The sequence below is a fragment of the Clostridium sp. 1001271st1 H5 genome (genome assembly GCF_005845215.1).
In the GTDB taxonomy this organism is placed as follows: Bacteria; Bacillota; Clostridia; order Lachnospirales; family Lachnospiraceae; genus Enterocloster.
In genome coordinates this window covers 15,572-34,806 of the sequence record NZ_SPHO01000002.1, presented here as the reverse complement: position 1 = coordinate 34,806, position 19,235 = coordinate 15,572, and the positions used below count along the sequence as shown (strand labels likewise).

19 protein-coding genes are annotated in these 19,235 nt (G+C 53.6%); all 19 read right to left on the bottom strand.

Annotated features, from left to right (window positions below):
- Positions 1–52: 52 nt before the first annotated feature.
- The 19 genes from FGS84_RS03405 to FGS84_RS03320 all read right to left on the bottom strand — a co-directional run bounded on the left by FGS84_RS03405 (position 53) and on the right by FGS84_RS03320 (position 19,194).
- On the bottom strand, positions 53–538 hold the full coding sequence (locus FGS84_RS03405) for an S-ribosylhomocysteine lyase (protein WP_138306279.1): 486 nt from the start codon (positions 536–538) through the stop codon (positions 53–55).
- Positions 539–551: 13 nt separating this feature from the next.
- Complete coding sequence (locus FGS84_RS03400; protein ID WP_243129844.1) at positions 552–2,687, bottom strand: YARHG domain-containing protein; 2,136 nt, start codon at positions 2,685–2,687, stop codon at positions 552–554.
- An 83-nt stretch (positions 2,688–2,770) separates the two neighbouring features.
- Complete coding sequence (locus tag FGS84_RS03395) at positions 2,771–4,408, bottom strand: ATP-binding cassette domain-containing protein (RefSeq protein ID WP_138306277.1); 1,638 nt, start codon at positions 4,406–4,408, stop codon at positions 2,771–2,773.
- 214 nt (positions 4,409–4,622) lie between these two features.
- Positions 4,623–5,258, bottom strand: a complete 636-nt coding sequence (locus FGS84_RS03390; protein ID WP_138306276.1) for a hypothetical protein — start codon at positions 5,256–5,258, stop codon at positions 4,623–4,625.
- A gap of 28 nt (positions 5,259–5,286) precedes the next feature.
- Positions 5,287–5,436 carry a hypothetical protein gene (locus tag FGS84_RS30710; RefSeq protein WP_171042534.1) on the bottom strand — a complete coding sequence of 50 codons (150 nt, stop codon included), beginning with the start codon at positions 5,434–5,436 and terminating at the stop codon, positions 5,287–5,289.
- 137 nt (positions 5,437–5,573) lie between these two features.
- Entirely contained in the window at positions 5,574–6,248 is a 675-nt protein-coding gene (locus FGS84_RS03385) for an AroM family protein (RefSeq protein ID WP_171042533.1), read from the bottom strand.
- 5 nt (positions 6,249–6,253) lie between these two features.
- Complete coding sequence (locus FGS84_RS03380; protein WP_138306274.1) at positions 6,254–7,186, bottom strand: DUF1177 domain-containing protein; 933 nt, start codon at positions 7,184–7,186, stop codon at positions 6,254–6,256.
- Between the two features lie 17 nt (positions 7,187–7,203).
- Positions 7,204–7,860, bottom strand: coding sequence for an aspartate/glutamate racemase family protein (locus tag FGS84_RS03375; protein ID WP_138306273.1), 657 nt, complete (start codon positions 7,858–7,860; stop codon positions 7,204–7,206).
- Positions 7,861–7,865: 5 nt separating this feature from the next.
- Positions 7,866–9,116 carry an ArgE/DapE family deacylase gene (locus FGS84_RS03370; protein ID WP_171042532.1) on the bottom strand — a complete coding sequence of 417 codons (1,251 nt, stop codon included), beginning with the start codon at positions 9,114–9,116 and terminating at the stop codon, positions 7,866–7,868.
- 20 nt (positions 9,117–9,136) lie between these two features.
- A complete protein-coding gene (locus FGS84_RS03365; protein WP_138306271.1) occupies positions 9,137–9,706 on the bottom strand; it encodes a hypothetical protein in 570 nt (189 codons plus the stop codon).
- Positions 9,707–9,728: 22 nt separating this feature from the next.
- Entirely contained in the window at positions 9,729–9,923 is a 195-nt protein-coding gene (locus FGS84_RS03360; RefSeq protein ID WP_138306270.1) for a hypothetical protein, read from the bottom strand.
- Positions 9,924–9,940: 17 nt separating this feature from the next.
- Positions 9,941–10,768: an energy-coupling factor transporter transmembrane component T gene (locus FGS84_RS03355; RefSeq protein WP_138306269.1), complete on the bottom strand. Its 828-nt coding sequence runs from the start codon at positions 10,766–10,768 to the stop codon at positions 9,941–9,943.
- On the bottom strand, positions 10,765–12,510 hold the full coding sequence (locus tag FGS84_RS03350; RefSeq protein WP_138306268.1) for an energy-coupling factor transporter ATPase: 1,746 nt from the start codon (positions 12,508–12,510) through the stop codon (positions 10,765–10,767). The genes FGS84_RS03355 and FGS84_RS03350 overlap by 4 nt, the downstream gene beginning before the upstream one ends.
- A 222-nt stretch (positions 12,511–12,732) precedes the next feature.
- Positions 12,733–14,385, bottom strand: coding sequence for a PucR family transcriptional regulator (locus FGS84_RS03345; protein WP_171042531.1), 1,653 nt, complete (start codon positions 14,383–14,385; stop codon positions 12,733–12,735).
- Positions 14,386–14,587: 202 nt separating this feature from the next.
- Positions 14,588–15,352 (bottom strand): amino acid ABC transporter ATP-binding protein, encoded by a 765-nt coding sequence (locus tag FGS84_RS03340; protein ID WP_138306266.1) that lies wholly within the window; start codon positions 15,350–15,352, stop codon positions 14,588–14,590.
- 31 nt (positions 15,353–15,383) lie between these two features.
- The gene (locus FGS84_RS03335; protein ID WP_347563788.1) at positions 15,384–16,034 is read right to left on the bottom strand and encodes an amino acid ABC transporter permease; all 651 of its coding nucleotides are present in this window, start codon (positions 16,032–16,034) and stop codon (positions 15,384–15,386) included.
- A 109-nt stretch (positions 16,035–16,143) separates the two neighbouring features.
- Positions 16,144–17,034 carry an amino acid ABC transporter substrate-binding protein gene (locus FGS84_RS03330; RefSeq protein WP_138306264.1) on the bottom strand — a complete coding sequence of 297 codons (891 nt, stop codon included), beginning with the start codon at positions 17,032–17,034 and terminating at the stop codon, positions 16,144–16,146.
- A 173-nt stretch (positions 17,035–17,207) separates the two neighbouring features.
- Positions 17,208–17,903: a YjjG family noncanonical pyrimidine nucleotidase gene (locus FGS84_RS03325; protein ID WP_138306263.1), complete on the bottom strand. Its 696-nt coding sequence runs from the start codon at positions 17,901–17,903 to the stop codon at positions 17,208–17,210.
- Positions 17,878–19,194 carry a dihydroorotase gene (locus FGS84_RS03320; RefSeq protein WP_138306262.1) on the bottom strand — a complete coding sequence of 439 codons (1,317 nt, stop codon included), beginning with the start codon at positions 19,192–19,194 and terminating at the stop codon, positions 17,878–17,880. Before FGS84_RS03320 ends, FGS84_RS03325 begins: the two co-directional genes overlap by 26 nt.
- Positions 19,195–19,235 lie beyond the last annotated feature (41 nt).

Sequence of the window (19,235 nt, the reverse complement as noted above, 5' to 3'; positions counted from 1 at the left end):
GCTCCGGTTATGACTTTTCCGGTACGTCCCTGTCTTATATTTCAATGACTGCTTACTCCGGATATACCAGCCTGGATTCCGGGAATTCGTCCACATGGTACAGCACATCCAGGTACTTTTTGGCCAGGAATCTGGCCATACCCAGATTCATATCCAGATAATTGCCGCAGTCCTTTGGGGATGCCCCCGGCACCTCACCGTCAAAATCACGGATGAACTCATACATTTCCACCATCAGGGGCAGGATATCCCCTGACTCATAGTCCCCTGCCAGCAGCAGATAGAACCCGGTCCTGCATCCCATGGGTCCGAAATAGATGCATTTTTTCCCAAAGGTCCCGTGATTCCTTAAAAAGGTTGCCCCCAGATGCTCGATGGTATGCATTTCCGCCGTATTCATCACCGGCTCCTGGTTGGGCGAGGTCATCCGCAGGTCAAAGGTGGTCACAACCGCGCCTTCCACCTGGTCTTTCCTGGATACATAGACCCCTGGCTGCAGCTTATTGTGGTCAATGGTAAAACTGGTGATTTTTTCCATGTCTTTTCTCCTCTCAATCCATTCCATAATATCCGTTCAGGAATTTGGCACATGCCTCGTCCTTGTAATTGTAAAAATAACAGTAAGGGCCGTTCCATCTTGTGTAAAAATACTGTCCAATGGTGCTCACATCTCCCTTTTCATTGGAGACAAGCTCCTTCACCGGTTTCCCGTCCCGGCAGATGATGTACCGGGACCGGTACGAATCCTGGTCCGTGATGCAGATGTATGCTGTGCCGCCTCCCACCTGGACCACATAGCGGTAGGGCAGCTCATCCTCTGTCTTTCCCTCTGTGTCGTAATCCAGCAGATGGTTTCCATATACGTCATAGTAGTGTTCCAGATTTCCCTGCCTCATCAGGATAACCGGAAGCCCGCTGTCTGAGTAATATCTGGTTTCCACATCCTCCCCGGTTATGCCGTACATCTGAAGAAGGTCCTGGTGGTCCTCCCTAAAGGACTCCTCCAGCCGGTATGCTTTCTCCCATGTGTCATCCCCGGACCAGTCCACCCACCGGTTCTCTGCAATGGAATAATGCCCGTATTTCCCTGTCAGGGTATCCATGGCCGGGATGACTGTTTCCCTGCTGCACTCCAGGTAAGGAGACACGCTGCTGCCCTCCACATGGCTGATAAACTGAAGCAGGCGCATGCTGGAGTCGAACACGCCGATTCCCGCCTCACCGTAAAGGGCAGGCCCGGAGGCCAGAATCACATAGCCCTCAGGAAGTGGCACAGAGCCCTCAAATGCCTCATCCAAACCAGTCAGCTCCCCTGGCAGTTCCTTTTCCCCTTTTCCAACGCCCACATACCCCAGGCCGTTAATCAGGGACTGTCCATCCTCAGTGGTAAGCCACTCAAAGAGCTGGTATGCCTTTGAATCCTTTGGCTCATCAGCCCGGACAGCAGCGTAAAAATCGTTGACAAAGGGATAGCTTTTGTCCCGGATGGTATCGCTGTCCGGCATCACGCCGTCCACTGCCATAAAGGCCAGCTCCGGTTTCCGGTACATATTCCTGGCATAGTAGTACACCGAATATCCCAGGGCGTCCCCGGTTCCGTCATAGGCCGATACTTTCTCAATCAGCTCCCCCATATCCCCGGACACCAGCTCCTTTGGCGCGTCTGCCATGGCGGTTCCCTTCATGACCAGCTTCTCCATCAGGTTCTGGCTGCCGGAATCCCCGGTCCTCTGGAATGCCTGAATGGCTCTGTTCCTGCCGCCCACATCCTTCCAGTTGCGGATGGCGCCGGAATAGATGTCCGCTATCTGTCTGCCGGTAAGGGACTTAACCGGATTGGAACGGTTGGCCAGGAATACCAGGGCGTCCCTGCCGATTGGCTTCATAAGGATTTCCCTGCCGGACTCCTGCATTGCCTTTTCCACCTGCTCCCCCGGTTCATAGGCAATCACCAGGTCGGCTTTTCCGTACCACCCCCCCCCATCCCCCTGAATCAGGGACAGCCACGCACCTGTGGTCTTATGGTGGTTCACCGCTGCCTCCGCCTCCATGGCCGTGGCTCCCGTGGTCATGCGGTACAGGGCATGCATAAGGGGCAGGGCAGCCGTGGAGCCGTCTATCACCGGGAAATCCTCCACCCCGATTCTGGGCGCAGTGCAGACACTCCGTCCTTCCTCCAGCTGCTTAATGATTTTAAGATTGTCCCGCTCATTCCGGTTCAGCACACTGCTGTCAAAGGCATCCGGCTCCACCGATGGTTCGTACCAGGATTTCTTCCGGAAATACCGGTTCAGGTCCTCGCTCTTAAACCATCTTCCATGCCTTGCATAAATCTCATTCCTGGCTATCCTCAGTTCCTCCGCAGTCAGCCCGGCCAGTTCCCCGGCCGTGTACGCGTGTTCCGCTCCATGGGGAAGAATGTAGTCATCTCCCAGCTTTCCTGCCTTATAAGGGCTGTCCTCTCCCTCCCCCGGCACGGACTCTGTATCCTCCTGTCCGGCATTATCTCCTGTCTGCCCGGACTTATCTCCTGTCTGTCCGGCCTTGTCTCCGGCCTGTCCGGCCTGCTGTGCCGGACGGTCTGCGGCAGCGCCCCCTGCCTGCTCCAGCCGGTTGTTCCCTGCCGCGCACCCTGACAGGGCCAGGGCCAGACAGGCTGCCAGTGCCTGGATATATGCTTTTCTCAACGGTTCATCCCCTTTCGGAATCCCAGCCTCTACTGAAAAGGGGCAGGATTCATCCATCCTGCCGCCCTGTCACTGCCACTATATTAATCGTCTGCCTCTTCACTTTCAGTCAATGTGAAGGTAAATCTCTTACGAGCCATCTCATCACTTTCAAGGTACTCATCGTAGGTGGTAATCTTATCTACCAGCTTGCCGTTGATGATTTCCATGATGCGGTTTGCAGTGGTCTGCACAATCTGGTGGTCACGGGAGGAGAAAATCATTACGCCCGGGAACTTAATCATACCGCGGTTCAGCGCGTCAATGGACTCCATGTCCAGATGGTCCGTCGGCTCATCCAGCATCAGCACATTGGCCCCTGATATCATCATCTTGGACAGCATACAGCGCACCTTCTCGCCTCCGGAAAGGACCTTCACCTTCTTCACGCCGTCCTCCCCGGCAAACAGCATACGTCCCAGGAAGCCGCGGACATAGGTTACGTCCTTCTCAGGCGAATACTGGGTCAGCCACTCCACGATGGTATCATCGTTGTCAAACTCGGCGCTGTTGTCCTTGGGGAAGTAGGCCTGGGAGGTGGTAAGCCCCCACTTATAGCTTCCCTCATCCGGCTCCATCTCGCCGGACAGAATCTTAAAGAGCACGGTCTTGGCCCGCTCATTTGGTCCCACCAGGGCCACCTTGTCCTCGCGGCCCAGGATGAAGGAGATATCGTCCAGTATCTTCTCGCCGTCAATGGTCTTGCTTAAGTGCTCCACGGTAAGGACCTCGTTGCCAATCTCGCGGAAAGGACGGAAATCAATGTATGGATACTTACGGCTGGAAGGACGGATGTCGTCCAGTTCAATCTTCTCCAGGGCGCGCTTACGGGAAGTAGCCTGCTTGGACTTGGAAGCATTGGCGGAGAAGCGCTGGATGAATTCCTGCAGTTCCTTAATCTTCTCTTCCTTCTTGCGGTTGGCTTCCTTCATCTGCTTGACAATCAGCTGGCTGGACTCCACCCAGAAGTCATAGTTTCCTGCATACAGCTGGATTTTGCCATAGTCAATGTCCGCTATCTGGGTGCAGACCTTATTCAGGAAATAACGGTCATGGGATACCACGATAACCGTGTTCTCAAAGTTAATCAAAAACTCCTCCAGCCACGCAATGGCGTCCAAATCCAGGTGGTTGGTAGGCTCATCCAGAAGCAGGATGTCCGGGTTGCCGAACAGGGCCTGGGCCAGCAGCACCTTTACCTTCTGGGCGCCCAGAAGCGAGGCCATCTGCACATAGTGCAGGTCCGGCTCAATGCCAAGTCCGTTTAACAGGCTTTCAGCATCCGACTCTGCCTCCCATCCGTTCATGTTGGCGAATTCACCCTCTAACTCAGCGGCCTTGATGCCGTCCTCGTCCGTGAAGTCCTCCTTCATGTAGATGGCTTCCTTTTCCTTCATTATCTCATACAGCCTCTTGTTGCCCATGATAACCGTATCCAGAACCGTGTACTGGTCATACTTAAAGTGGTCCTGCTGCAGGAAGGACAGCCTCTGTCCGGGGGTGATGATGACATCGCCGCTGGTAGGCTCCAGCTGGCCTGACAGGATTTTAAGGAATGTGGACTTTCCGGCGCCGTTCGCACCGATAAGTCCATAGCAGTTGCCCTCGGTGAATTTGATATTCACATCCTCAAACAATGCCTTCTTGCCCACGCGAAGGGATATGTTGCTTGTACTAATCATGTTCGTTACCTTTCTCTTAATCTGTTCTGTTATTATACTCAAGGGCCTGTTTGAAAATCCGCTGCCGCCATCTGACGGAAAACCATTTTCAAACACACCCTAGTAAAAGAGGGGTCATATACGGCCCCTCTCACGCTGTTTACTCAATATCAGATTGTACAGGGAAAATACTTATTTTGCAAGGGTTTTTCACAAAATTGTGGCCTCAGTCCTTCTATTTTGTACCTTTAATCTCCACCGGGTAGTTCACTCCCTGGGAATTCACATAGGTCACGGTTACCTTATCCCCGCTGTCGCCTGCCAGGGCCCCGTCCTCTATGGGGCAGTTATCCTTTAAAAAGCTTAACTCCTGGCCGTCGTCTGTCTTCATGGTAAAGCTGCTCATGGCGTTGGCCGTGGTCGTGCCTTTCTCCGTAAGGATGCTCCATTCCTCCTGCTCCGGAAGGGCCACCACCAGGGTCACATCCTCCAGCCTGCCCAGAGGCTCTCCTATATACGCAACGGCAATCTGTACATCCTCCTCAATCTCCACTTCCACATCCCGGATATCTGACTGCCTGATATCATAATCTCTGCCGTCGTCCGCCTGAAGGGTGAACACAGAGCCGTCCTCCGTCACCTTTGTGACGGTTCCCTGAAGCATATGGTATACTTCCTTTGCCTCAGCCGCCTGCTCCGTGGTTTCCAGGACCTGGGCCGTTGTCTCCGGCGCCTTGGCGGTTTCCCCAGCCGAAGCCTGGCTGGCGGCTGTCTCCGATGTCTCCACCGCCGGTTTCCTGGCGCAGCCGGTTCCCAGTACCATGGCCGCTGCCAGTGCAGCCGCCGCTATAATCAATGAATGTCTCTTCATATTGCAATTCCTCCCATCTTATATCAGATTACCTATGAAGCTTACCATCATATCCTGTTAATTTCAATAAAGATTCCCTTAATTTTAAACGCGCCCCAATCTCCATGCCCAGGATACCCGGCATATGCCGCAGATACAGCAGTCGGAGCAGGCGTCCGGCCTTAGGTGACAGTTCCATGGCAGTCCCTTCCTTTTTTCTATAAGTATGGGCTGAATCCGCAAAAATAAGCATCTGCCCAAGGACAAATGCTTATTTTAAAACATCACTATGGTATTCCTGCAAATCACTGCGCTGCTGACCAGCCAGGCTGTAAATCAGCCGCACCACTCCCTGATAACGCCTGCCAGAAAACCTCTGGGCAGGATAACCGGCTTTCCGGTGAGCTGCTCCATTTTCTGTTTCATTTCTTTGTTATAGCCAATGCAGTCCAGCACAATGAAATCAGGGTCGGCGTTTCTCATGTCCATGGCTGCCTGCTCCAGGCTGCAGTCCCTGTCGTATGGGTTGCACACGGTCACTGCCACATGCTTCATGACAGGGGACCACTTCCCCATGCACAGTTCCTTCTGCTTCTCATCCGGCGTCACGATTCCCACCCTGCCCCGGACTGAAAAGCAGGGAAACACAGTCTCCATCAGCCGGAAAGGGTAAATGACCGGAATCCCTCCCGACCCCAGCCGTGGAAAGGGACCGGTACACAGCAGTACCGCAAGTCCCGCTCCCTGCTCCTCCAGCCGGCTGATTCTCTCCTCCAAAAGCGGCAGCAGCTTTTTCTCATCCATGGTAACCCATGAACCGTCCCTCAGCCTTGACACCAGTACGTTTTCACAGCCCTGTTCCGGGCCCAGGGCCTCTATCTCCGCCCGGTCCAGCCCATCCAGGGCGCCTGCCTCCAGAATTTGGACATCCCGGCCCAGTATCTCTCTTATCTCAGGCACCACATCCGTGCGCGGCGACTGACCGATGGTAATAAACCCGATTTTCCCCACCGCCGTCACCGCCCCATTGTCTGGATATGGGCCATGGAGCCGTATTTTTCAATCAGCATCCGGTACTCATCCTCATCGTAGAAACGGCATTTACCCTTGCCAAATGCCTTTGCTGTCTCCAGTGCAAACCTGGCTGCCTCCTCCACATCATTCAGATGGGTGGCCCCTGTGGCACAGCCCGGCACCATGCTCTCACTGGTAATTGCAACCCCCACCACCGGGGCCCTGGTTGCCGTGGACGGCTGCAGCACGCTGTTCAGGTGGTACAGTGAATTCCCATACGGCGTGATATCCTGTATGGTAATGGGGAAGGTATAGGGCAGTTCCCCTGTGGTCATCTGCATGATATCCAGCAAATCGTCGCTGATGCGCAGGATGTACCCTTCCTTTACCGTGGGTGATATGGCAAACCCCCTGTGGTTGATGATTCTGTTTCCCTTGGTAGTGTCCACGGAAAGGATGGCATCCATATCCCCGTCCACCTCCGCCTCATTCATCACAGCCATGTCCACCGGGGAGCCCATGAAGGGCACCGGCTCATGGGGCATGGTGGGAGCGGACGGGCAGATGTGGGTGGCCACAATCACATCCCCATCCAGCTCATCCCCGTTGCGTTTCATGGTAAACAGTTTGGACGCAACCGCCAGCACTGCCAGGGCCCCGTCCCCATCGGAGACAAAACCAGTGGCATCCGGCCTGGCGCCCAGTCCGCCCAGGCGCCCCAGTATTCCCAGAGTGGGGGCTGCGCCGCCCGAAGTCTTTCCATACCGTCCCGGAATCCTGATTTTCACGAAATCAGTGGCATGTCCCTGCTGGGACATGGTGCGCACTTCCACCTGATTGGCGCCAAACTGTTCAAAGTATGTCTTTATGGCCTTTCCGGAAACAAAGCTGCTGTCCAGTATATCGTATAATTCTAAAATTGGTCGCATTAACATCCTTGTAAGCCCTCTCTCTATTTTTTCGTCCTCAGGCACTCAAAATATGTGCAGACGCTTTCTGCCAGCACCGGGTCAATAACAGGAATCCCGCATTTTCTCATGAGCAGGTCCGAAATACCGATGGTGCTCATTCCTGTGCAGGAAAGGGCGATGGAGGAGGCGCCCGCAGCCCTTAACTCCAGCGCCTTCCTGATTACACTCTCCCTCCCCTTATCCGTCATCAAATCAAGGGTGCCGTTCACTCCCTCCGGCGTTCCCAGGTTAATCAGCCTGTCTCCAAATATTCTGGCATACGGCTCCGGCGCATAGTCCGTGATACCCAGTATGCCCGGATGCGCCCCGTACCGTCCGGCCATGGCTGCCACGGAGCTGCCTGCCCCGATGACCGGAATATCCAGTTCCTCTCTCAGTTCCTCCACAGCCGGGTCGTCGGCACAGCTGACTACAACGGCGTCCGCATCCTCAAACGCCCTGGCTGCTTTTATGATTTTCGGCACTGCCTGCACCTTTAATTCCAGGCTGTGTATTCCCTCTGGCTGGTCCGGGATGCAGACCGTAAAGGTTTTAAGCGCCGGTACATACTGCTCCATCAGCCTGCCGTGGATTTCCGCCTGGGCCTGGTCCGGGAGAGTAATGACGCGGATGACTCCCACCCGGAATGTCTGATTCATATCCATCACTCCTGTCCCAGATAATCCGTAATGGCCCCGATATACACCTTGGCCGCATTGACCACATCCTGTACGTCCACTGTCTCATTGTAGGCATGGACCCCCTCCAGGTTGGCAGGTCCGTACTGCAGCGTGGGGATTCCGGCGTAGCGGAAAAATCTGGCGTCGCTGCTGGCCCACTGGTAGGTCCTGTTCAGCGGTTCCTTCCACACGTCCTCCACGTTCCTGGCAACCGCCTCCACGATTTGTGCATTCTGGGGCGTACTGTTGGGTTCGGACTTCCATCCGAAATCATAGGTCACGCCATCTGCGCCCGCTTCCCGGATAATCAGGTCCACCGCATCCTCCACCATGGCGGTGGTGACGCCCAGAGGAATCCGGATATCCACCTCCGCCTCAGCATGGTCCGGGACCATGTTGACCTTTGTGCCGCCGTTTATTTTTCCGATATTGACCGTACAATGGTTCAGCACATGGCGCGCCCCCTTTGCCTCCAGCAGCCGCTCCGCCATTGCCCTGGATTCCTCCATGACCCTTGCTGTCTCCTCATCGTACCTGGGAACAATATCCCTGATTTTTTCCATACGCTCCAGGACCCGCATCAGCTTTACGATGGCATTGTCGCCCACAAAGGGTGAAAGACTTCCATGGGCCGGGGTCCCGCTTACGGACAGCTTAATCCAGCAGCTACCCTTCTGGCCGATTTCACAGTTAAAATACCCGGTGGGCTCTGCAATCAGGCAGGCATCCCCTTTTACGGTTCCGCTCTCCACCAGCCACTTGCTGCCCCAGGCCCCGCTGACCTCCTCATCCGGAACAACGGTCAGTACAATCTGTCCGCCCAGGTCAACCTTTTCGTCCGACAGGATTCCCATGACAAAGAGCAGCCCCCCAAGACCTGTCTTCATATCAGATGTACCCCGTCCCAGTATCTTCCCGTCCCGTATCTCACCGCAGAACGGGTCAAAATCCCACTTGTCCGGATTTCCCGGAGGCACTACGTCGCAGTGCCCGTTCAGGACCAGCACCCTTCCTTCCGGATTACCCATCTTTGCCACAATATTGGGCGTATCCGGCGTGGGACGGATGATTTCCCAGGAAATTCCATGCTTTTCAAGATAATCGCAGATAAAGCGTACGATTTCCTCCACCTCTCCCGGCGGGTTCACGCTGGGAATCTGAATCATGCGGCAGCATAAATCCAGCAGCTCCTCTTTCCTCTCCTCCACCAGTTCCTTTAGCCTCTTGTTATCCATGGTTCTGTGCTCCCTTCTCCCTATTTCGTCTTCTTTCCTGTCTTCCATCCGAACAATCCGGGAAATGCCTTAATCAGGGCTGCAAAGATTACAAACTGGAATACGGAATACAGCACTGCATACCAGGCCAGGGTAAATGGCCATGTGGGATAGAATGGGTACAGCTTCAGCAGATACGCATTTCCCGCTGTGAACATGGGCTGCTCAACAAAGAACTGAAGCAGGAAGGTCAGAATGCCAAACACCAGCCAGCGTTTTTTAGGGTCCTCTATTTTAAGAATCACAAACTTCCAGATAAAGGCCCAGTAAATACCTTTTATGGGCTGGGCCCAGATATCCACAATGGGTGTGCCTGATGGAATTCCCCTTGCAATGCCCACAATGGCTCCCACCACCGGTCCGCCTGCCATACCGGCCAGGCAGGGCATCAGCGCGCCTGGGTCCATGACAAGCGGCGGCACCAGGGGTACCGAAATGCCCAGGGCACGGAAGGCAAATGCTGCGCCTCCGAATGCCGCGGCAATGCCAATCTGATTTGATGTCAGGAACGGTTTTCTCTCTTTTACGTCCAGTCTTTTTTCTTCCGCCATATTACCATCCTCCTGTCTTTCCTTATTTCTTCTTTGTAAGTTTGTAAGCAAAAATCCCCAGCAGCACCAATATCACAACCAGCGCCACCCAGTTCCAGGGATACAGCCCGTCCAGCAGCTTGGCCCCCTTCTGGTAAAATACGCGGAACAGAATGAAGAATACAAATAGTGCAACCAACCCCAGCAAACCCAGCTTCGTCTTTTTGTCCATACTCATTACCTCTCTTCCTTCATTTATCGGTTAAACAACAGGTCATAGATAAATCTAGTGTTAAACCACCCCTTTCCCACATTGAAGTAAGCGATAACGCCGAATACTGCAACCAGCCCGGCGATGACCACATAGTCCCTGTTTCTCCACTTAATTTCATGACGGTATGTGCGCTCCACCGGGTCATAGGTAAATCCCCTGGCCTCAATGGCCCTGGCAATGTCCCGCCCCTTCATGATGGAAATAAACAGGCCCGGAACTATGACCGGTATATATGCCTTAACCTTGACAAACAGGTTCTTGCTCTCAAAGCTGGCCCCCCTGGATTTCTGGGCCTCAATGACCGTGGAGAACTCCTTCTTTAACACCGGGATATAGGAAAATGCGATTCCGATGGCAATGGATGCCTCCGGCGGCACATGGCCCTTATTCAATGCCAGGACAATATCGCTGGTGGGCGTTGCCTGGGTTATAAGGTCTGAAATCCAGATAAACATAATGAACCTGAGTCCGTTTCCCAGGCCGGTAAGAATGCCGGTCATGGTCACGGGTATCTTATTCATGGGCAGAAGGTAGAAAAATACCCGTTCCCCCTCTAAAGGCGTTGCAAAGGGGAAATTCAGCAGGAAGAACAGCACAAAGGCCAGAATCAGAGGCTTTGTGGTCCTCCACACCTGATTCGCGGACACGCCTGAGCCCCGGTACAGGAGATAAATCAGCAGCATCATAACAACGGTGAGGAAGGGGTCCATTATCATGACACCCATAAGAATCAGCATCAGAAGCATCAGCATCTTGGTACGCGGGTCCAGTGAATATAAAAATGATTGTTCTATGGAATTGACCTTCATGCATTTCCCTCCTTAAATGTAATCAGAGACAGAAGCTCAAAGGCTTCCTGTACATCAATAACCACCGGCTCCTTGATTCCGGCCTGCTGCAAAAGCCGAGTAATCTGCGGGGATTCCAGGTTGGAAGAATTCAGAAGCTCCTCCCGGGCAAACACCTCCCTGGGGATTCCCTGGGCAATAACCTGCCCGCTGTGCATCACCACAATACGGTCCGAGTACTCCGCCGCAATGCTCATGTCATGGGTGATAACCACAATGGTCTTGTGCAGTTCCGTGTTCAGCCATTTTACCATATCCATCATTTCATGGCTCTGACGCGGGTCCTGTCCCGTGGTTGGCTCATCCACCACCAGCACATCGGGCTTCATGGCAAGAATGGCGGCCACTGCAATCTGCTGGCGCTGTCCCTTGCTCAGGTTATAGGGGTTCTGGTCAAACAAATCCTCTATTTTCAGGAAACGTCCCACCTCGCTGACCGACTCTTCTATTTCCTGCTGGGGCCACCTTAAGTTCTTTGGGCCGTAACACAGCTCATCCTTTACCACGGATGAGAAAATCTGGTGGTCCGGGTTCTGGAAGCAGTAGCCCACGCTCTGGGAGAGCTTTGCCACCGTACTGTCCGAGGTAGCCACCCCCTTTACCCGGACCGTGCCGGAGGTAGGTTTATGGAGCCCGTTAAAATGCTTTACAATGGTGGTCTTTCCGGAACCGTTCTGGCCCACAATGGAAAGAAACTCCCCCTCATACACATCCAGGCTGACCCCGTGAAGCACTTCCACCTCTGGGGTATATCCGAAATGCAGGTCCCTGATTTCAATGATGGGCTTGTCATAGGACGGAGGATTGGTAAAACGGGCGGCTGTCTCCTTCATCTTCTCCAGCGGCAGCTGAGAGGGGAGCGCTGCCTTTAACTCCCTGACCGCTTCTTCAAAGCAGGTAGTGGGAAACAGCTCCGCCATGCCATGGTCCGACAGCAAATTGATGATTTGGTTCATCTGGGGGGCCACCACCCCGATTTCCTTTAACTCCTGATAGTGGTGCAGCACCTCCACCGGCTTTCCGTTAAAGGCAATCCCTCCTTTGTCCATTACAATAATCCGGTCCACCAGGCCGATGATTTTCTCCAGCTTATGCTCCACGATAATGGCTGTTTTGTTCATATCCCCCGCCACCCTCTCCATCAGCCGGAACACCAGGTCGCTTCCCAGGGGGTCCAGATTGGAGGTGGGTTCGTCCAGCACATAGATTTCAGGCTCCATAGCAAGGACGGAGGCATAGGCCACTGACTGCTGCTGTCCGCCGGACAATGCCTGGGGCGGCCTGCGCATCAGCTTTTCCATACCCACGTATCCGGCATACTTGTCCACCAGGGCATTGATGGTATCCACGGGAAGTCCCTTGTTCTCAGGCCCAAAGGCTATCTCGTCCTCCACCGTTGCGCAGGTCAGCTGGCCGCTTGGGTCCTGGAACAGCATCCCGGATATGAATGCCATCTGTCCGATGGTGTACTTGGATATGTCGGCTCCCTTTATGTAAATCTTTCCTTCAATGCCGCCGCCGTAGGATTCCGGTATTATCCGGTTGAGCATGGAGCACAATGTGGTCTTTCCTGCTCCGGAAGGTCCTGTTATAAGAACGATTTCCCCTTCCTCAATGCTGAATGAGACGTCCTTCACCGCAGGTATATCCGCTCCCGGGTAAGTGTAGGACACATGCTCAAATCGGATGATTTCTTCTGCCATATTGATTCCTCCTTATTGTATTAAAAAAGAGCCCGTGCAAAATCAGATAATTCTGCCCCTCCATATCATTCGGACTCTACTTCTTCGCAAAGTGCTGTATATTTTCTGTCTATAATTATAAAATTTTTATAAAATCATATCTATGTGCACCACGTATGAAAGCACAAATTGCCAGTTGTGCAACTAGCACAACTGGCAATCTGCTGTCTGCCGGTCCGTGACCTATGGTTTAAAAAACGGAGCCATCCGCAGGGCGATTCCCAGCTCCAGCAGCTTATCCCTGCGGGACAGGTCGTATCCTGTGATTGTCTCTATTTTCTTGATTCTGTATGCCAGGGTATTGCGGTGCAGGAACAGGGCATCCGCTGTCTGTGTCCTGATTCCCATATTGTGCACCAGCTCACTCAGGGTCTTCAGAAGCTCTGTCTGGTTCTCCCGGTCATAGGCCTGGAGCTTTCCCACGGTTTCCTCAATGTATCCCCGTATATATTCCTGGTTTGCCCCCCGAATCAACGCGTGCTCAAAGTTTACATCCTTAATAAAAACCACCGGCTTGTCCAGGATTTCCCCTATCCTGATGGCATCGCGGGCATCCTCATAAGCATTTTTAAGTCCCAGATAATGGTCTGTGTTCTTGGATATACCGGCTGTCAGACGGAATCCCATGGCCTGTATGCCCCATGTCTGTATCTGGTCCAGTATCGGCGGGACCTGGCTCCGGCACTTGGACGGGATAATGCAGGAAAAGCTGTCGCTTTTGGGTATCACCAGACACTCCACATTGTAATACCAGAAGGTTTTCTGTATGAGATGGCAGGTCCTCTGCTTGACCTGAATCACATCCTCCTCCGTCTTTTTCTGGACATACTTTTCAAAGTTATAAATATCCAGCACCACGATGAATACAGGCAGCTTGGGCCAGTTCAGATAATCGGAGCGCAGCACAGCCTCCTCCTCGCTCTTGATGTTGCCCATGATAATGTCCAGGAAAAAACTGGTCCCCATCATGTTCTGGTGCTGGTAAATCACCTCCAGCTTGGAAAACTCCAGGGCAAATGCAGTAACCGCCTGGTCCAGGACAATCCTGTCCCTGTCCTCCAGCTGGTCTGTCTCTATTTCAGCGAAAATGTAGCCGCAGGGCCTGCTTTTTAAATATATCTTGCGTATCTCAACCACATGGTCATCAAACCGTATGCACAGTTCCTCCTGGTTGTAGGGCATCTTGCCCACGGCCTTCATCAGCTGGTCCCACACATCCTCCCCCAGGGTACTGCTGAAATAGCCCCCGGAGGGGAATTCCAGCTTCTTATTCATGCTATCGTCAAACAGGGTAATGGGCTTTTCCAGAAGGCTGTACAGAACCTTTCCCACCCGGTCCAGGCCTCCGCCGTTAAGCTCCAAATCCGTGAATTTTTTGTAGATTTCGTTCCTGTAATCCAAAAGCATGTTCTGCTCGTCCACAATCACCCGCATCAGGGCGTTAATCAGCTCGATAAAAGGCTTTGCGTCCGGTATCTCAATCAGCGGGACTTTAAGCTGCTCCGCCAGCACCAGGCACTCGTCCGGGAGCGAGCCGATGAACCTGGTCTTAATCATGATTCCCGCTGCCTGGGCCTTATGAAGGCTGGTGATGAGGTGCGATAAAAACTTCTTATCACTTTTTATGGAGTATCCCGTGGTAATCAGCAGTTCATTCTTCTTCAGCCACAGGGTTATGTCCGGTATTTCCATGGTGTCTATGCATGTTATGGGATTGCCGGTTCCCCCGGCGCCTGCAACCAGCTTACAGTCCCTGAGGCAGTCCAGCTCCAGCGCATCTTTAATCGTAAAGGACATGTGCGTCATCCCCTTATCTTTTGTCCAAGTTTTTGCCAACGTTAACCTGCTCCGTACCTGTTTTTCCAGCATATCATAAAGTGGACCAAATAGCAAAATATGATTCTTTTTAAACAGGCTTCATGACAAAAGGCCGCAGGATGAAAGGAATGTCCGCCTCATGTTTATGGGCATCCCGTTCATCCTGCAGCCTTTTATATGACCGTCATCCGCATACCTGTCTCCCCGGTGCTTTGCTGCATTAATTCAGCAAAGCTCCATACCGCCCCAGAAAGCTCTGGGTCCTCTCGTTATCCGACGCAAATACCTGCTCCGGCGTACCCTCCTCCACAATGACGCCGTCTGCCATAAACACCACCCGGTCTGATATATCCCTTGCAAAGGCCATCTCATGGGTGACAATCACCATGGCGATATCCAGGTCCGCCAGGGATTTGATAACCTTAAGCACCTCCCCGGTCAGTTCCGGGTCCAGGGCTGAGGTAGGTTCGTCAAAGAACAGTATCTTGGGATTCAGGGCCAATGCCCTGGCAATGGCCACGCGCTGGCACTGGCCGCCGGACAGCTGGCAGGGGTATGCGTTCTCCTTGTCCTCCAGGCCCATTTTCTTAAGCAGGGCCCTGGCTTCCTCATACACCTCATCCCTGTCCCTTTTCTGCACATGGATGGGGGCGTCCGTGATGTTCTTCATGACAGAGTAATGGGGAAACAAGTTAAAATTCTGGAATACCAGGCCGTACTGGCTCTGGATTTCCTTCAAATCCTTCTTTGAGGCATACACAGCCTTCCCGCCTTCTGTCCAGGCGGCCCGCTTGCCCAGGTACACAACTTCCCCGCTGTCCATGGTTTCCAGCATGGTGGCGCACCGCAGCAGGGTGGATTTGCCTGAACCGGAGGGTCCGATGACAGACACGATTTCCCCCTCCTCCACACGGAGGGATATATCCTTTATGACTCCCAGCCCGTCGAAGGACTTTTCCACATGATTTAATTCCAGCAGCTTCATAATCCACAATCCTCCTGTTTTCAGACACACTCTAACGGTAATAATCCATCTTCTTCTCAGCCCACTCCATGCCGACCGCAACGACCAGGTTAAAAATGTAATAGAACAGCCCTGCCGCCACAAAGGGAATCATGTTGGTCTGGGACGCTGCCAGGGCCTTGGCTATGGAGAACATCTCCGCCACGCTGAGCGTAAAGGCCAGGGAGGTATCCTTGACCAGGGTGATAACCTCGTTGGTCACGGACGGAAGAATCCGTTTGATGACCTGGGGAAGTATGATTTTGAAAAAGGTCTGGAACCGGCTGTAGCCCAGAATCCGGGCCGCCTCATACTGGCCCACAGGCATGGACTGGATGCCGCTTCTGTAGATTTCAGCGAAATAGGCAGCATAGTTGATTACGAATCCGATGAAGGTGGCCCACAGGCGGTAGCCGCTGCCCACCTTGATGCGGAACAGGTAATAGGGTCCGAAATACACCACCATGAGCTGCAGCATCAGGGGTGTGCCTCTCATGATGGATATGTACACCTTGACAATGGCCTGAAGCACCCGGTTCCCGGACATACGTCCAAAGGCCACCAAAAGGCCCAGCGGAAGGGAAAATATAAGCGTCACCAGGAATATCTGGATACTGGTTCCCATACCTCCTGCCAACTGAATCAACATCTGTTCAATTGTCATCTTACCCATAACTTCGTACCTGCCTTTAACATTTATGCCGTATAAAGCCGCTGCAGACCAGCCGGTCCGGACAGCGGCTTTTATGCTAACAATTCAAACAACGCGTCTGTTACTTACCAATCGTGGTAACGTCCTCGCCAAACCATTTCTCAGATACGGACTTAAGCGTGCCGTCGGCAGCCATCTCCTCCAGGGCAGCCTGCACCTTGTCCCGGAGCTCCGTATTGCCCTTCTTAAATCCAACGCCGTACTCCTCTGCGGACAGGCTGTCCTCCAGAATAATGAAGTCTGCATTTCTCTGCTGGATCTGATATCCGGCCACAATTACGTCCATGGCAATGGCATCCACTGCACCCTGTTCCAAATCCATGAAAGCTGAGTTATAGTCAGCCGTGGTAAGCAGCTGCTTGAAGGTAGCTGTCAGGTCAGGCGCTTCCTTTAACGCTGCCTCTGCGGAGGAGTCTACCTGGCACTCCACAATCTTGCCTGCCAGGTCTGCCTGGCCGGCAATCCCGGAATCCTTAGCCACAACAAATACCTGGGTATTGGCCATGTACGGCTCAGACCATGTATAGGCGTCCTCACGCCCTGTCATGGTAAATCCGTTCCAGATACAGTCGATGTTGCCTGCCTCCAGCTCCATATCCTTGGAATCCCATGCAATGGGCTGCGCCTTGTACTCCAGTCCCAGACGCTTTGCCACTTCCTGGGCCAGCTCCAGGTCAAATCCTGTATATTCACCGTCATCTCCCATGAATCCCATAGGCGGGAAATCCTGGTCAAATCCTACTATCAATGTTCCTCCGGCACTCTCTGCCGCTGCCTCTGACGCGGCCTCGCTCTCTGTCTCTTCAGATGCGCCCTCAGCCTTGGCGGTGTCTGCCGCTGCCTCAGTTGTCTCTGCCTTTGTCTCTGTGGCTGCTCCCTTTGAGCCGCCGCATCCTGCCAGGGATAATACCATCACCGATGCAAGGGCCAGGCTAAATAGTCTCTTTTTCATAATAAACGTCCTCCTCTTATTCCGCTGTTTCTGTCCAGCGGCTCCTTACGGTCTTTTGACACGCTATCATATTAGCACACTAAAGCGCCTGTGTAAAGGACATTTTATATGGCAAAACTGACAAATCTTCACCCCGCCGTCCCCCTCCCTGAAAATCAGGGCAGGACCGGGGCTTACAGAAACTTCTTAAGCTCCTCCAGGCTCCTCACCTCATAATCCGCCTTTATGCCCTCAGGCAGCATCTGCCCGCCGGGGTTATACCAGCACGTATAGGTACCAGCTGCCATTCCTCCCCTGATATCCGATGCAGGGGAATCACCTATGAGCAGCATACGCCGGGGATTTGCATTGGGTATCCTGGAAAAACAGTAATCAAAATATTCCTTCCGGGGTTTCTGGCTTCCCGCATCCTCAGACACAAAAATATCCTTCATGAAACCGTCCAGCCCCGAGGCGGACAGCCGTTTATACTGGGTGGATGACGTGCCATTGGTGACCACATATAAATCATATCTGTCTCTCAGGTAAGCGCACAGGTCCAGGGCCCCGTCAATCAAGAAGGCCGACCCGTCCAGCTGGCTCCGGTACAGCTTCTCCGCCTCACGGCCGTCCACCCTCCTGCCCAGACGGCCGAAAAACGCCTCAAAACGCTGCCATACCAAATCCTCCTTGGTCACTTCCCCCCGTTCAAAGGCAGACCAGAATCCTTCATTGATTTCATGGTATAATTGAAGCCGTTCCTCCGAAGGCTCAAACCCATACTGCTCAAGCACCACCTTCATGCCCTGCTTCTCCGACATGCCGAAATCCAGCAGCGTGCCGTCCACGTCCAGAAGAATCACATCAAACTTCCGTTCCCTGCTCTCCATAAACCACATTTCCTCCGCAAACCGTATATATTACCCTGCCTGTCAATGTCCTGCCCAGGAAGGGACTGTTGGACGACTTGGACTCAAACCCTTCCACGGTCCACTGCCTGTCCTCATCAAAGAGCACCAAATCCGCCGGTGCACCTGCCTCCATACGCCCGCAGTCCAGCTTATACAGCCTGGCCGGATTCAGGCTCATCTTTTCCATGAGTTCCATCAGCGTGAGATGGCCCGCCTTCACCAGATTGGTAATGCCCAGTGCCAGGGCAGTCTCCAGTCCCAGTATGCCGCTGGGCGCCTGTGTCAGAGGCCGTTCCTTCTCCTCCCTGCTGTGGGGCGCATGGTCCGTTGCAATCATGTCTATGGTCCCGTCCTTAAGCCCCTCAATCAGCATCTGCCTGTCTGCCTCTGTTCTTAAAGGCGGGTTCATCTTAGCCAGGGTTCCGTACTTTAACACGGCTTCCTCTGTCAGGGAGAAATGGTGGGGCGTCACCTCGGCCCACACCTTTGCCCCCAGCTTCTTGGCCAGGCGTACCATCTCCACGGAATGTCCTGAGCTGATGTGCTGGATGTCCACGGTGGCGCCTGTATCCAGGGCAATCATACAGTCCCTGGCCACCAGGGAGTCCTCTGCCAGGGCCGGTGAGCCGTAGATACCCAGCTCTTCGGAAATCCGTCCGTGGTTGATTCCGTTTTCCCTGATGAAATGCTTGTCCTCCTCATGGAAACTGAGAACCGTATCCAATCTGGCCGCCTCCTCCATAGCGGCTCTGACAAAGGTTCCCTCCATCAGGGGAATTCCGTCGTCCGTAAATCCCGCTGCCCCGGCTGCCAGAAGCCCTTCCATATCGGTCAGCTCCCTGCCTGCAAATCCCTTTGACACAGCGGCGCAGCTTAACACATGGATGCCTGTCTTCTTCCCCTCTTCCAGCACATAGCGCAGCGTCTCCCTGTTGTCCACAATGGGATTGGTGTTGGCCATGCACACCACCGTGGTAAAACCGCCCTTTGCAGCCGCCCTTGCCCCGGTATGGATGTCCTCCTTGTACGTGGGACCGGGATCCCGGAAATGCACATGGACATCCACCAGGCCAGGCGCCACCACCAGGCCCTCCGCCTCAATCACCTGCTCGTAATCCCGTTCCCCGGGGCCAAAACCCGCTGCTTTGGCTGCCCCGCCCTGGTCAGCCGGAAATATCCCTGCTATCCTGTCTCCGTCCAAAACCACATCCGCCTTTATATCCAGCCCTTCTGCGGGTCCCATAACCCGTCCTGCGCGAATCAAAATCATAATCTTTCCCTCTCTTTATTCCAATCATTTACGGGTACTGC